General features: G+C 67.0%; 11 protein-coding genes and 4 tRNA genes. 8 read left to right on the top strand and 7 right to left on the bottom strand.

Features of this window, described 5'->3' with window-relative positions; genetic code table 11:
• Positions 1 to 251: 251 nt before the first annotated feature.
• Both TY25_RS11060 and TY25_RS11055 read right to left on the bottom strand, forming a co-directional pair.
• Positions 252 to 1,364, bottom strand: a complete 1,113-nt coding sequence (locus TY25_RS11060) for an MFS transporter (protein ID WP_162184198.1) — start codon at positions 1,362 to 1,364, stop codon at positions 252 to 254.
• A 435-nt stretch (positions 1,365 to 1,799) separates the two neighbouring features.
• A tRNA-Val gene (locus TY25_RS11055) sits at positions 1,800 to 1,871 on the bottom strand.
• A gap of 711 nt (positions 1,872 to 2,582) precedes the next feature.
• Here TY25_RS11055 and TY25_RS11050 point away from each other — a divergent pair.
• The 3 genes from TY25_RS11050 to TY25_RS11040 all read left to right on the top strand — a co-directional run bounded on the left by TY25_RS11050 (position 2,583) and on the right by TY25_RS11040 (position 2,848).
• A tRNA-Gly gene (locus TY25_RS11050) sits at positions 2,583 to 2,655 on the top strand.
• Between the two features lie 46 nt (positions 2,656 to 2,701).
• Positions 2,702 to 2,772 (top strand) — tRNA-Cys (locus TY25_RS11045).
• A 1-nt stretch (position 2,773) separates the two neighbouring features.
• A tRNA-Val gene (locus TY25_RS11040) sits at positions 2,774 to 2,848 on the top strand.
• A gap of 336 nt (positions 2,849 to 3,184) precedes the next feature.
• Here the strand turns inward: TY25_RS11040 and TY25_RS11035 are convergent.
• Positions 3,185 to 3,772 carry a hypothetical protein gene (locus TY25_RS11035; RefSeq protein WP_146153916.1) on the bottom strand — a complete coding sequence of 196 codons (588 nt, stop codon included), beginning with the start codon at positions 3,770 to 3,772 and terminating at the stop codon, positions 3,185 to 3,187.
• A 179-nt stretch (positions 3,773 to 3,951) separates the two neighbouring features.
• Here TY25_RS11035 and TY25_RS11030 point away from each other — a divergent pair, with 179 nt between their 5' ends.
• Both TY25_RS11030 and TY25_RS11025 read left to right on the top strand, forming a co-directional pair.
• Positions 3,952 to 4,896, top strand: a complete 945-nt coding sequence (locus tag TY25_RS11030; RefSeq protein ID WP_052382914.1) for a LysR family transcriptional regulator — start codon at positions 3,952 to 3,954, stop codon at positions 4,894 to 4,896.
• A gap of 34 nt (positions 4,897 to 4,930) precedes the next feature.
• Complete coding sequence (locus TY25_RS11025) at positions 4,931 to 5,227, top strand: DUF6506 family protein (protein WP_042255836.1); 297 nt, start codon at positions 4,931 to 4,933, stop codon at positions 5,225 to 5,227.
• Positions 5,228 to 5,792: 565 nt separating this feature from the next.
• Here the strand turns inward: TY25_RS11025 and TY25_RS11015 are convergent.
• Positions 5,793 to 6,809, bottom strand: coding sequence for an NmrA family NAD(P)-binding protein (locus tag TY25_RS11015; RefSeq protein WP_052382913.1), 1,017 nt, complete (start codon positions 6,807 to 6,809; stop codon positions 5,793 to 5,795).
• 121 nt (positions 6,810 to 6,930) lie between these two features.
• Here TY25_RS11015 and TY25_RS11010 point away from each other — a divergent pair, with 121 nt between their 5' ends.
• A complete protein-coding gene (locus TY25_RS11010) occupies positions 6,931 to 7,449 on the top strand; it encodes a winged helix-turn-helix transcriptional regulator (RefSeq protein ID WP_042255835.1) in 519 nt (172 codons plus the stop codon).
• 66 nt (positions 7,450 to 7,515) lie between these two features.
• Here TY25_RS11010 and TY25_RS11005 read toward each other — a convergent pair whose 3' ends face one another.
• On the bottom strand, positions 7,516 to 8,337 hold the full coding sequence (locus TY25_RS11005) for an aminoglycoside adenylyltransferase domain-containing protein (protein WP_042255834.1): 822 nt from the start codon (positions 8,335 to 8,337) through the stop codon (positions 7,516 to 7,518).
• A gap of 536 nt (positions 8,338 to 8,873) precedes the next feature.
• On the bottom strand, positions 8,874 to 9,872 hold the full coding sequence (locus tag TY25_RS11000; protein ID WP_042255833.1) for an NADPH:quinone oxidoreductase family protein: 999 nt from the start codon (positions 9,870 to 9,872) through the stop codon (positions 8,874 to 8,876).
• Between the two features lie 301 nt (positions 9,873 to 10,173).
• Between TY25_RS11000 and TY25_RS10995 the strand changes: the two genes are divergently transcribed.
• Positions 10,174 to 11,238, top strand: coding sequence for a cobalamin-independent methionine synthase II family protein (locus TY25_RS10995; RefSeq protein ID WP_042255832.1), 1,065 nt, complete (start codon positions 10,174 to 10,176; stop codon positions 11,236 to 11,238).
• An 86-nt stretch (positions 11,239 to 11,324) separates the two neighbouring features.
• Positions 11,325 to 12,536: a sigma factor-like helix-turn-helix DNA-binding protein gene (locus TY25_RS10990; RefSeq protein WP_042255830.1), complete on the top strand. Its 1,212-nt coding sequence runs from the start codon at positions 11,325 to 11,327 to the stop codon at positions 12,534 to 12,536.
• Here the strand turns inward: TY25_RS10990 and TY25_RS10985 are convergent.
• Positions 12,502 to 13,449, bottom strand: a complete 948-nt coding sequence (locus tag TY25_RS10985) for a hypothetical protein (protein WP_226887249.1) — start codon at positions 13,447 to 13,449, stop codon at positions 12,502 to 12,504. The two genes, TY25_RS10990 and TY25_RS10985, sit on opposite strands and share 35 nt — an antisense overlap.
• Positions 13,450 to 14,226 lie beyond the last annotated feature (777 nt).

Below are 14,226 nucleotides of genomic sequence, written 5' to 3'. Positions count from 1 at the left end.
TTCGTCGAATGGTGCATCAGCTGGATCAGCATAGAACTCGCCCGCCGCCCCATTCGTCCTCCTATCGGAGGATTCACCCACCGAACTTTCGGGGTATCCCCCCGCGATTCACCCTTCACGGCCTGACCGGGCTACCGGCAGCACAGACGGCGAGTTTCGAACACCGCACCTGATCGGCTGCGCGAATCAGCCTGGCCAGGGGCTGCCTGGCCAGGGGCGCAACCCGTGGCGGCGGGCTGCACCCCTGGGTGTCAGCGGTTTTCGCGTAACAGTGCCACGGCGAGTGCGGCGCCGATCAGCAGAAGCACGGCGCTACAACCGAATGCGATGGCGTAGCCCTGTGTTTCGGCCGCGGCCGCCGTCGCATCGCTGTGCCGGGTTGCGGCGACGGCGATCGTGGACAGCAGGGCCACACCGAAGGCGGTGCCCAGCTCGTTCGCCACGTTGTAGGTCGCACCAGCAATCCCCGAGTCCGACGCCGGGATCCGGTTCAGCACTGCGGCCGAAGCGGACACCAGCGTCGGGCCGACACCGGCCCCGATCAAGAGCAGCGCGGGTAGCACGCTCAGCCAATAATTATGCGGGTTCCGCCGCTGCCACACGACGAACGTCGTCAATGCGACGACGGCGAGCGCACCCGTCGAAAGTACCTGGGCGACACTGCCTTTCTCGAAGGCTCCGATGCAGTAGATCAACGACACGACGCCGAGGGAAGCGGTCAGTGCACCGAACAGGTCGAAATGATGGTCACCGTCGATCCGGGACTCCGGCAGCGAGAACACGGCGCCAACGGCACCGAGTAGCGCGATCGGCGTCGCGATCACCATGCACCACCGCCAGGACGCCAGGCTCGTCAGCAGCCCGCCTGCGAGCAATCCGAGGATGCCGCCCATGCTGGTAGCCGCTCCGTAGATGCCGAGCGCTTTCGCGCGTGCGGCGGGTTCGGTGAAGATCGACGCGAGTAGCGCGAGCGCCGCCGGGGCCAGCAATGCGGCCGAGACCCCTTGTGCCGCACGGGAAAAGAAGAAGACTAGCTGGTGCTGAGCCAGGCCGGCGACCAGCGAGGCGGCAGCGAAGCCGATGAGCCCGATGACGAAAGCGCTACGGCGCCCGAGGAAGTCGGCCACCCGGCCGCCGAGCAGTAGCAGCGCCCCGACTGCCAGTACATAGCTCGACACACCCCACTGCCGATTCGCGTCCGAGATATGCAGCGCCTGCTGCGCTGAGGGTAGGGCGATATTGATGATCGACGCGTCCGCGATGATCAGCAGCTGCGCCGTGGTTATCACCGCGAGTCCCAGCCACGCACGACGCGTGGTGGGCGCTTGACCCAGTTGGGCACGGGCAATTCCAGAATTGGACATGATCATTCCTTGCGACGGAGAGGGCCCGAAGCGGCGCACGACCGAATAGGCCGAACGCTGCTCGGTAAATGGGCAAGAAATGCCGACAGGCCCCGTCGAAGACAGCAAAACCAAGCCTGGGCTGCAGGCTTCTTGCTGATATGCGGGGCCGGGCCGTCGGCTGGACGGCCTAGGGTCTGGTGATCCAGAGCTTTCCGGTGGGCAGGCGATCCACCCCGCGGCACGGTCGCCGACCCGCACGCACGCGAGCAGGTACCACCAGTGCTCGCGCGGGTCGACAGATGATCATGCGCAGATCCTATGCGACGCGCATCGCCATCGACGACATCAATTAGGCCAGTTCAGCAGCGGGATGCCCGTGCGGTACGAGCCGCAGCGCGGGCACAAAAAATGCCAGGTCATCACTATTACTGCGATGACCTGGCATTTTTGCGGTGGTCCCAGCTGGTTTCGAACCAGCGACCTCTCGCGTGTGAGGCGAGCGCTCTCCCGCTGAGCTATGGGACCGGGAGGGGTGTTCTGGGCGCTTCGAGTGCGCTTCGAACGAGATGGAACATTAGCACGGGGCACCGGCGGTTCACCAAATCGCCACCCTGATGAGGGAGAAGGGGGCCGAGGTGGATCGGCCCGGCGGATGCGCCGCGGATGGGCAGCGTTCGGGCAGTGCGGGTTTCGGAAGGGCGGAACCGGAGTCGGGAGTGGCCGCGCGGGTGGCGTCAGGGCAGACGGGTCGCAAGTACGGGTGGGACCGGTGAGTCAATCAGCGGAGTGCTTGCCAATGACACCGTGGCGATGCGGTGGAGGTACGTGACAGTCAAAGGGCGCAAGGCCGCGCCCGCATTTCCCATCGCGGGGCTGAGCCGGGACACAGGGCAGGGCCGGTAGTCACGGGCTGGGGCGGGTCGGACCGGGCTTGGCCGCGCGGGGCTGGGCCTGATCGAATCGGGCCCGGCCTAGCCGGATCGAGTCTGGCCGGGTCGGATCGGGGCCCGGATCCCCCATGCCAGCGAGGCTCTCGGGCTGGGGCGGGATGCGGGGTGGGTGCGGGTGGCACCACCTCTCGGGCCACTGGGTGCTCCTCAACCACATCGGCCACCTCCGCCACACTGGCAACCTTCTGGATTTCAGGCGTTCTACCAGCCGATTTGTAGCTTTCACCGGGCGTCGGCTAATGTTCTGTCTCGCACCACGGAGGCCGGAACAGCCACCGAGATGCACGCGGATGTAGCGCAGCTGGTAGCGCATCACCTTGCCAAGGTGAGGGTCGCGGGTTCGAATCCCGTCATCCGCTCGAGAGGTAGGGCCAGGCAAACTAGTTTCGCCGTACCCCTTCGCACGGTGGAGTGGCCGAGTGGTGAGGCAACGGCCTGCAAAGCCGTGCACACGGGTTCGATTCCCGTCTCCACCTCGCGCGATTAGCTCAGCGGGAGAGCGCTTCCCTGACACGGAAGAGGTCACTGGTTCAATCCCAGTATCGCGCACCACCGTAGTACCAGGTCAGGCCCCCTTTCGAGGGGGCCTTTCTTGTTGTGCACCAGACACCGTACTGGCGCTGCGTCGCGGGGCACCCGGCATCCACCGAAGAACTCGCCACGGGTATCTGAGGATTCTCAATGAGGTCGCTACCGATCTCGATCGCGCGGGCGACGGCTCCATTCTGGCCATCGTGGCCGAGTTCGGGGGTAAGGCGGGTAGACAACGGCGGTGGAGCCGGTTTTGGTTTGTGGGCGACACACCGACAAGAACTTCACCCTTCTTTTCTTGCGGCATGGTCGAATTCCTCCGCAGGCTGATTCTGGACGAGCACGACCCCTACCCCATCAGCATCGACCTACGAAACCGTTCGCTGCGCTACCTGCACCCGCCCCAACAGTTTTCGCTCTGTGCGTGCGGATTTCCGAGCTGGGGACGTAGACCGGATTGAAGCGTTCGCGGATGTGCGCGACGGGGTCCCCGGCCGCGTCCAGGAACAGGTATTCCTTGTAGACGCAGCGCTCGAGATTGTCCGGCCAGGCCGACCAGCCGCTGGCCAGCAGCACGCGCGGCAGCTGACGGCCCGCGGCGGCGAGGGCATGGCCGATCGGCGCGCTCCCGTCGGTGAGCAGCGCGGTGATGCCGGGATCGCGGCACACCACGGTCACCTCGTTGCTCGACACCACCGCACCCGCCGAGGTGCACAGCTGGGAACGCCGATACATGATCTCGTCGGTGACCGCGCACCCCAGTGCGAAACGCACCTCCGGAGCCACGGCAGCGGCGAGGGCGGCCTGCTGCTCCTGCAGCGACAACGACAGCGGTTGCCCCAGTAGCGCTTCCAATAATCGGGTGGTGGAGCCGTCCGCGTGCAGGATCATCCGCGCAATCGGCGGCATGGCCATTTCTACTGCGCTACCGGCAAATGCGCCCACGGCCGAAGTCTAAGGGCACGCGGGGCCGCCCGCAGGGTGGACGGCGATCCTTCACCTTTGTTGAGCCTCTTGCGGTCGGCGTAACCGAGGCGCCGCCGATCCGTGCCCGAGCGTGTGTGACGCGTTGGCGGGTAAGCCGTCGCGCTTGTGGATGCGCATGCGTTCGATAGCGTGACGGCGTGGAACTGCGACAGTTACGGTATTTCCTCGCGGTTGCCGAGGAGCGCAACCTGACCCGCGCGGCGGACGCGGTCGGAATCAGACCGACATCGTTGAGTCAACAGATCATCGCGCTCGAACGTGAGCTCGGTACCGCGTTGTTCGTGCGCGGTTCCGTCGGCATGACGCCGACCCGGGCAGGCACACGGCTTGTGAAACATGCACGGACAGTGCTGAATTCGGTGCATATGGCGCGAGAATCGGTGCGGGAAGAGCTAATTCCGCGTGTCGCCGTGACACCCGGCGCACCGCCGTGGCTGGCTTCGGCGTTGTGGCGTGGATACGCCGAACCCGCTGTCGAACTCTGCGATATGCAAACTTCCGAACAGCTTTCCGCTTTGCGGGCGGGTGCGCTCGATGTGGGAGTTCTGCTCCTGCCCGCCGAGCTGTCCGGACTGGACCACGCCGTGATCGCGGAAGCCGAGCTCGGAGTGCTCCTCGCCGCCGATCATCGGTTAGCCGAGCGCACCTCGGTGCAGTGGGCCGATCTCGAGGGCAGCACACTGCTGTGGTTCACGCGTTCGGCTTCGCCCGGCTATCACGACATGATCCACGAATCGTGGACCCGGGCGGGCTGGCGACCGGCCGCAATCCGGGAGAGCGCGCCGCGACGAGCGCTGTTCACTGCGGAGCTCACCTACGGCGCGGATGTGGTCGCCCTCCGACCGGCGTGGGATGCGCGTGCGGGCGACGGCCTGGTGTGGCGCCCACTCGCCGCTGCCCCACCGCCCATTCGTTATGCGCTGGTCTGGAATTCGGCCGATCCCGCAGCCGCACGGCACCACGCGATGGTCGCCGACCTGCTGCGTGCGGCGCAGCCACACGGGTATCCGGTTTCCCCTCGTGGACAGCGTGCCCCCGAATCAGCTTCTCTGGGAAACGATCTGGTCGCACCGCATCGATGAGTTGTGCGGGCGAAGCTCGACGAAAGGCAGACACATGGCGCTCACCACATGGGGATTCATCTACACCGCGGCCGGTAGCGATCCCGGACAGGAAACCGTAGTCGAAACACCCGCATGCCGGTCGGTCTTCGTCGGTGTCGACAGCCCAGACCAGTGCGTAGACGTGGCGCGCCGCCTGGTCGACGACGGCGTCCAACTGATCGAACTGTGCGGCGGATTCGGTCCGGTGTGGACGGCCCGGGTGATCGAGGCGGTGCATGGTGCGGTTCCGGTAGGCGCGGTGGCCTACGGCGCCGAAGCCGTCAGCCAGGTGCACGCAATCTTCGCGTGACATCGAACCTCTCGCGTGACCGAGGCTGCCCCGACATCGAGTCCGAGGCCAGCCGCGCAGACGAGCCCCGCCGTGCGGCCAGGGCGTTGGCGGCATCGAATGCACCGTCCGGGCCCCGCAGGACGCCCCACATGCTGTCGCGACCGACACCGGTCGGGATTCTTCCCCACCGTCGTCCTCGGTCAGTTCGATGTTCTTCGACACCTGAGCCGCACCGACGGCAGCCGTTTGAGCAACGCGCTGGTGCGCCGCGAGAGCCCGGTCCCCGCGGGCAGAAGTGCCGAAGCACCGGAGAAGGCGCCGGGTGAGGCCACGAACGCCGGCATCCGGGACGTCCCCGCCATCGGCAACAGGATCGGATTGGCACCGAACCAGGAGCCGACCGTGTCGAGGACGCCGGCTGCTGCCAGCGCTACCACGCTCAATGGCCCGGTCCGGATACGTGAGCGCAACGACGCCGGCCCGTCGGTGAAGGGGCACTGGGCCACGACCGCCGCGATCCAGGTGGTCTTGGACGCCAGTCAAGAAGTGGCTCTGCCCGCTCGAACCCCACGCAACGGCACTATCACTCACTCGTGCTGACTAAGCCGCCACGGATTCCGCCCGCCACGGCGGCGTCGCCATGGGATCGGTGAACAGGAGCCGCAACGAAGTGGTGCCGGTATTCGCGGAGGAACTCGGTGAAGGTCTGCTCCGGGTGGCCGATGGCCTCGGCGAGTGCGGTGGGATCAATCGGCGCAGCGGAGGGCAGCCGTGAGAAGGTCGCGCCGATGGCCGAAATGTGCTGCGCCATTGCCGGATTGATCGGGGAACCGGTGCCGTTGGGTGCCAGGTCTATCATTTCCCGCTGCCATTGCGCGGCGGAAACCGGGGTGTAGTGGACCGGCGCTCCGATTTCGGCGCCGATGAGAGTGGCGATCTCGGCATGGCTGTGCGCGGTGGCCGCCTGCGGGTACAGCGTGGCGCCGCGGGGGTATCGGATCGGGTCGGCCAAGGCGGCCACGGCGAGGTCGGCGGCGTCGCGGCCGCTGATCCACGGCACCGCAGCATCGCCGAAGCTGTTGGCGAAATCGCCGGTCCGGCGGATGGATTCGGCGTGCAACAACACGATGTTCTCGTAGAACAACGCCGCGATCCGCAAGATTGTCGGTTCGAGTCCCGCCCAGGACAGCACCTCCTCGGCGACCCACTGCGCCCGGCCCAAACCGCTCGGACTGTCGGAAGCGGAGACCGCCATCGACATCACCACCACGCGCGGGCTGGTCGCGGCGCGGCGGATCGCGGCGGCCAGGCCGGCTGCGGCCTGCACGATGCCGGGGGCGACCGGATAGGTGAAATACACCGTGTCCACGTCCCGCACGGCCGCATCGAGCGTCCGGTGATCCAACAGGTCACCCACCACAATATGCGCGCCGAGCGCCCGAAGGCGTTGTGCGCGTTCATCAACGACGCGTACCAGCACCCGCACCGCGTGTTCGTGTTCGCGCAGACGCCGCACGACGTGGGAACCGGTTCCGCCGTGGCGGCCGCCGGCGCCGATGACCAGCGTGGTAGGTCCGGAGCCGCGAGGAGAAGAAGTCACAGTGTGCCTATCGATCGTTCACCGCGAGGTGAGATGTGGCGTCCAGGTTTCGGCCGCGGCGCTCACACTAAAACCAGTGACTACTATTATGCAAGTAACGCTGCGATGAGAGGATCAGTGGGTGCGACGAACGAGTTTCCAAGCGATGGGATGCCCGATAGCCGGCGCTCTGGAGTACGTGGGCGACTGGTGGACGCTGCTGATCGTGCGCGACGCGCTGGACGGGTTCACCAGATTCGACGAGTTCGAACGCAACCTCGGCATCGCACCGACCATGCTGACCAGAAGGCTGCGCACGCTGGTCGATTCCGGGTTGCTCGAGCGCAGGCGCTACAGCCAGTCCCCGCCCCGCTACGAATACCTCATCACCGACAAGGGCCGAGATCTCTCCCCGGTCCTCATCGCCCTGTACGCCTGGGGCCGCAAACACGCGGGAACGGAAGCGCCCAGCGTGGTCCTGACCGACGGCGACACCGGGCAGGAAATCGTGCCCGGACTCATGGACCAGCACAGCGGCAATCCCCTGTCGGCCCTCAACCTGGCCTTCCTCGCCGGCCCAGGAGCCGATCAACCCATGCGCGAACGTCTCGACCCCGAGTTACGAGCGGCGCGGCGCCAACGCGGGACACACCAGGGATGATCGCGCGGGCAAACGCCCGTGACAGGATGCACGGCCGGGGCGGGTCGATGCCGCGGCAGCTGGTCATCACGCCAGCGCAGGCGGATCTCGGTGACCTGTTGGTTCGGCGGTGTCTTCGACACGGTCGCGGACCCATGCCAGGAAGGTCTGTACGTCCGCGGAGGGCAGCTCGAGCGCCGCGGTGCGTGGGCGCTCGAAGCTGTGCACCGCGGCTTCGAGGAGAGGGCGGAATTTCGGCTCGGATGCCGAAATCAGTTGCGCGGACTTGCGTTTGGCCACCCATCGGCCTGTACGGCAGAAGGCGACGGAGCGGCAGCCGTTGAGCACTTGATTGTCGGCCAGATGGCCGATGCCGGTGGCGTGCTCGCGCACCGAGGCCAGTATCGCGGCGAAGAGCTGACGCTGCGCCGGTGCCGCGAGCACCTGACGCACCGGACGCCCGTAAAGGACTCGCCCGGCCTGGTAAGCGATGGAGCGATCGATGACATACCAGAATGCCGGGGACGCCGCCGGATCGAAACCGGCACGGTGCGGCAGCAGCGGCCCGGTATTGAGATCCAACATGTACCCGGCCCGATCGGAAGCCCGGCCGGCAAAAGACGATTCGTACACAACGAGTTCCAGACCGGCGGCAGGGCACCGCAATGCACTGTGCGCCAACGACTCCGCCAGCGCCCGCACAGCATCGCCGGGAATCGACGGCTGCACGACCATGTTCACGTCGATATCGCTGCGCCCGTGGCGGTAATCGCCGAGCGCGATCGATCCGACCGCGAAAATACTGAGGAGCTGGGGGCCGCAGATAGTGCGTGCGCGTTGCACGAGCTCCCCCAGGTACGGCCGCAACTCGAAGGGAACCGCTGATGGGTCGAGGAGGGAGTGGGTCATGCAGCCAGTATCCGGATCGCCCGACGAACGTCAGCGTGGCGATGAGTTTTCCGGACCGCCTCCGTCCTTACCGACGAACGCGCCACCGACCCGGCGCGACCGACCCAGCAGGAACCAGAGATGACCGCCGTCACCGCCATCCAGAGCACCGCCCGCCCCAGCAAGATCCGCAACCGCGTGCTGTGGACTCTGCAGATCGTGCTCGGCCTGTCCTGTTCTTCATCATCGCCTCCGGCGGCCCGAAGCTCGTCATCCCGGAGACTCTGATGAAGAACAACGCCACGGCGCCGGCTTCAATGCCTTCTTGGCCGGCACTCCGGAATCGGCACCCTTCCCGCTGGCGCTCACCGCGATCTTCGCCTGGATCGCCTACGAACGCCGCGCCTCGCTCACCGCCCTGGGCGCGCTGATCAAGCGATGACCCACGCACAGCGCCCGGCTACCGGCGGCACCCTGCCGCCGGTAGCCGCGTTGTGCGTTACGGGGACGGTCCGGTCGGGGTTGGTCGGGCAGTTCCCGCGAAGTCGCGGGGCGGTTCACGGACGTATCGCGAGTTTCCCTGTGGTGGAGCGGGATTCAAGTGCCATAAGGGCTTTGGATCCATCGGCGAGGTCGTAGATCGTGGGGGTGCCGGGTGGGTAGACGCCGGATTCGATGAGGGTGGCCAGTTCGGTCATCAGTTCGGTGAAGAGGGCAGGGGCGGATTGAATGAGGATGCCCAGGTGCAGGCCGATGACGTGGACGGGGTGCTGGAAGTTCAACTCCCGGTTGGTGACGGCGGATTCGCCGGCGGCGACCCCGTAGACGATCACCCGGCCGGTCACCCGCTTGGCAGCGGCGAGGCCGGCGCGGAAGTTTTCGCCGCCGACGGATTCCAGGACGATGTCGGCGCCGCGGCCGTCGGTCAGGCGCAGGACTTCGGCGGCGACGTCGGCCGTGCGGTAGTCGATGACGTGATCGGCGCCTGCTGCACGCACGGTGTCGTGCTTGTCGGGGGACGCGGTGGCAATGACGCTGGCGCCGTAGTGTTTTGCGAGACGGACGGCGGCTTGACCGACGGCGCCGGCCGCGGCATGGATGAGGACGGTTTCGCCGGGGGCGATGCGGCCCAGGGGTTTCAGCGCGGCAAGGGCGGTGGCCCAGTTGAGGATGAGGCCGAGTGCTTGTTCGTCGGACCAGCCGGGCGGGATCGGCGCGACGGCGGCGGCGTCCTGCACCATGTATTCGGCGAAAGCACCGTAACCGGTGCCGATCACGTGGGCGCCGAGCGCAGGTTCGGTGACGCCGGGGCCGAGGGCGACGACCTCGCCCGCTGCCTCGAAACCGGCGAGATAGGGCGCCTGCGGGCCGCCGTGGTAGGTGCCGTGGGTTTGCATGACGTCGGCGAAGTTCACCCCGGCGGCGGTGACCCGGAGCAGGACCTCCCCCGGCCCGGGCATCGGTACCGGTGCATCGGTGATCAACCGCATGTCTTGCGGACCGGTCAGGGACGGCTGCCGCAACGCGCGCATGGTGCCGGGAATGGTGCGGGTCATGGTGTTTCGAACTCCGTTCTTCGGGACCGACTCGGCACAGCGCCACCGGCCGACCTCATTACTACGACAGCTGTAAGCCCGCGCAGCCCCGAAGTGTTCCCGAGACCGACAGCGGCGAAGATCGAATAGTGCCGTCCAGTTCCGTTCACCCATTCATGCGGCAACCGCATGTGTCCCCGCCGAACCCCGACACATACTTTGTCAGATCCACCGACGAAGTGCTGCCCGATCCGCGCGAGTCCCGAACAGGCACAGGCCATTTGACGATCATGGAAAGAGTTATTCACCTAAACTGCAAAATGTGAGCATCCCCACGGAGCCAATCGGAAGCATTCCCCGTCCCCGCGAATTGCAGGCCGCCATGGCGGCCCATGGTGCAGGCGAAATCGATGACGCTGCGCTCGCTGAGATCCAACAGCGGGCTGTCAGTGACACCCTCGAACGCATGGCACAGACAGGTTCCCCGATCGTCACTGACGGCGAACAGTCGAAACCCAGTTTTGTCACCTATCCGATCGCCGGTTCGACCACCCTCGCCGCCGAGGGCGCGGTGATCCCCTTCGCCGACGGGCACCAGCGGCAACTGCCGGTGCTGACCGGTGGACCGTTCCGCTACCAGGCGCACGCGGTGGACTATCTGCGTGCGGCACAGGCGGCGACGGACCGGCCGGTGAAGCAGGCCGTCATCGCGCCCTCGGCGTTGAGCCTGCTGTATCCGGCGGACGGCATCGCCGACTATCCCCGCGAGACCTTCCTGGCGGACCTGATCGCCGAGGCCGAAGCCGACATCCGCGGGTGCCTGGACGCGGGTGCGCCGGCGGTGCAGCTCGATTTCACGGAGGGACGGCTTTCGCTCAAGCTCGACCCGAGCGGCGGCGTGCTCGATCAGTTCATCGAGCTGAACAATCTGGTGCTGGAACGCTTCTCGGCCGAGGAGCGGGCGCGGATCGGGGTGCACACCTGCCCCGGCGGTGACCAGGATTCCACGCACAGTCTCGACGTCGACTACATCCAGCTGCTGCCGAAACTGTTGCAGTTGAAGGCGGGCAATTTCTATATCCAGCTCGCCAGCGAACCGGATCCGGAGAAGGTGCTCGCGGTGATCGCCGAGCATCTGCCCGCGGACGCCCGGATCTTCGTCGGCGTCACCGATCCGATCGATCCGCGTGTGGAGACCGCGGAGGAGGTCCGCGATCGAGTGCTGGCCGCGGCCCGCCACATCCCGGTGGACCGGCTCGGCACCTGTGACGACTGCGGGTTCTCCCCCTTCGCCGACGACACCTCCACCTCGCGGGATACCGCGTTCGCCAAGATCAAGGCGCGGATCGACGGCACCGCGCTGGCGGCCGCGCAATTGGGGGTCTGAGCCACCGACCCCTTCGGTGCGGCCGAATTGTCGGTACCCGGCATTAGGCTGAGCCGACAGTGCAACCGAGCCGAGGGGGTCGCAGCGTGACGGCAAGCCGGGAGCTCGAGGCGTCGGACGGCACCGACCCCGAGCTACTCGATCTGCAGGACGACATCTCGTTCGAGCTCGAGGAGATCAACGAGCTGCTGGCCGAACTGATCGCACTGCAGGCCGACCGCAAGGCCAAGACCGGCGAGATCCTGTCCGCCCGGCTCGGCGTCAGCGGCGAGCAGCCGGAGACCTTGGCCAAAATCGGGGCGCGCTACGACCTTTCGCGGGACCGGATCCGCCAGTTGCACACCAAGGCGGTGGGCCAGCTGATCCGCGACGCCCAGCTGAGCGGGCACCGCGCGCTGGGCATATTCGCCCAGCGCTATCCCGTCGGCACCCGCGACCAGCAACTGGTCCGGGCCCTGCTGGTGGAGACCTATGCCACCGACACCGATATCGCGGCGCACGAACTGTCGTATCTGAAGCTGCGGCTGGCCGGGCACGCGGCCGAGGACGCGAAACGGGTCTCCGGATTCGTGTCCCAGCGCATCGCGGCCTGGCAGAAGAAGACGAACCGGCGGCTGGCCAAACTCCGCGACGCCGAACCACGCGCGACGAGCCAGCTGAATCCGTGGCTGGGTCAGGTGGATTGGCCGGACACGGCGACCCCCGACGCCTTACCGCTGTCCTCGGCACGCACCGTCGACAGCGACGACGACGGCCGCGGGCGGTTCTATCTGGACAAGGTCGGCCGCGACGTGCCGTTCGATTCGGGGTTGGCGGCGCGGCTGCTCTGGATTCTCAACGCGAGCGACCTGGTCGACTCGTTCCAGGAACAACCCGTGGCGGTCGGTTACACCATCGACGGCGTCGAACGGCTCGGCTACCCGAGCATCGCGGCGCGGCTCACCGACGGGCGCGTGGTGCTGATCGACGTGCAACCGCTCGGACACGTTGCCTTCCACGTCAATCGAGCGAAGTCGGCCGCGGCGCGCGCCTACGCGCATCAGAAAGGCTGGGGCTGGCTGATCTGGACCGGCAGCCTGCTCGGCGTCCCCGACCTGCTGGCCAGGCAGGTCGACGCGGGCGCCCTGCCTGAACTGGTCGAGCAGGGCCCGGTGCCGTGGCCGATGCTCCGCCGACTGCACCAGGAGACCGGGCTGCCGCTGCTGGACTTCATCGCGCTGGTGTTGCGGCACGAATGGCGCTGGGACCGTGCGCCGTTCCGGCTCAGCGCACCACCAGCGCACCCGCCACGAACGTGACGATCAGCATCATCGCGCAGCAGGTCACCAGCTGCCAGTGATTGATGGTCTGTTGCAGGCTCTTGATCGTGTTGCGCAACGTCGTGTCCACCCGGTGGTGGTCGTCGAGTTTGCGCCGCGCCTGGGCCAGCGCGTCGGCTCGCTCCTGCGCTTCCAGTTCCGCCCGCTCCAGCCGGGTGGTCAGCTTCATGACGTTCTTCTGCTTGTCGCGCACGGTTTTCCGGGACAGGGCCAGCGCGGTGCGCTGATTGACCAGCTCCTGGCGCTGCCGGGCGATGATGGTCGCCTGTGTCCTGGTGTGGTGCTCCCAGTCGGCCACGGTCGCCCACCCTCCTGTCGTCACGTCACGATAGCCCCACACGATGTCGCCGGTGACCCAGCCGTGGATGAAGTCGCGCAGCTCGAACGGGTCGCGACGGGGGGCGGCGACCGCGCTGCGCACGGTGTCGAGCATGCCGCGCACCGCCAGGTAATCGCATGCGGGCGGGGCGAAGTCGGCGATGCCGAGGGCGTGCAGGTGGTCGACCCAGTACCCGGGCGGGCACAGCCACAGCACCTCGGTGATGCCGGCGGCGCGCATCCGTTGCGTATGTTCCTGCGCCAGAGTCCGTTCCAGCGAACCGCTGCGCACCTCGATGACGAACTCCCGCTCGCCCTTGCGCCAGTAGATGTCCACGGGCACGCCGTCCACCCGGCGGTCCACCTCGGCCACATCGGCGCCGAACGCGAGCAACCGACCGCACAGCCAATACTTCAACCGCCGCATATCCCATTGCGCGGCGTCACATTCCGGACACTTACAGCCGTATCCGGCGGACTGTCGGCGGGCTTTGCCCGGACCGTCCGCGATACCCAACTCGGCGAGCATCGCCCGGCGACCGCAGGCGATCTCCGCCCGCTGCTTCGTTCTCACGCGACCACTCCCCTGCACACCTCCGCAGGCCTGGCGACCTACGCCATAGATCAAGAGTGCGCCACGCGCGCAAACCTCGCCAGTCCCCTTTACCCCGCGCCCGGGTGCGCCACGATGGCAGATTTCCGGTCCAGCGCCTGGTGTAGGCTGCGGCACAAGGAATTTCGGGTACCGGGCGGCCAGAACACCTCGCTTATATCGGTGGATTGACAGTAGCCGCCATCCTGCGACGACACCGCGCCGCGCGCCGAGTGGGGGCCGGGCGCGGCGGTCGAGGCTGCCATCCGACGGCTTCGGGCTGCCATCCGAGCGGGAAACCGCATAGGCTACGACCGGGGTGCGCCTCGGCTGGTCGCTGATTCGCCTCGGCGGCGCCGATCGCCGAGCAGATCTGTTCCGGACAAACCGGATCACGCCGACCACCGCCTGCAATGGCGCGGGACGGTCCGCCTACGCTGCTTCGATCAGATCCCGAGAAGCCGGTACCGAGCCGGTGTTCGTGAGCTCGAGCGAGGCACAGCAGCAACCGCGTATTTCCAAGTGGGCGGATAGAATCGTCCGGCCCAGCGTGAGCTGAGCCGATACGGGGAAGTGGGTACTGGATGGAGCACGGTCAGCAGGCCGACGAGTCGATCGGCGCGATGTTGTCGAGCATCGCGGCGGTCTTGCGCGAGGTCAGCGACAAACTGGACGCCGTGGCGGCCCGGGTCGACGGTGCGGTCCCGATCCCACCGGCCGAGCACGGCATCGAGGCCAGGCTCGCCAAGCTGGAAGCCT

Origin of the sequence: Nocardia brasiliensis NBRC 14402 (genome assembly GCF_000308475.2) — a bacterium.
GTDB lineage: Bacteria > Actinomycetota > Actinomycetes > Mycobacteriales > Mycobacteriaceae > Nocardia > Nocardia brasiliensis.
This window is presented reverse-complemented; position numbering and strand designations above follow the sequence as displayed.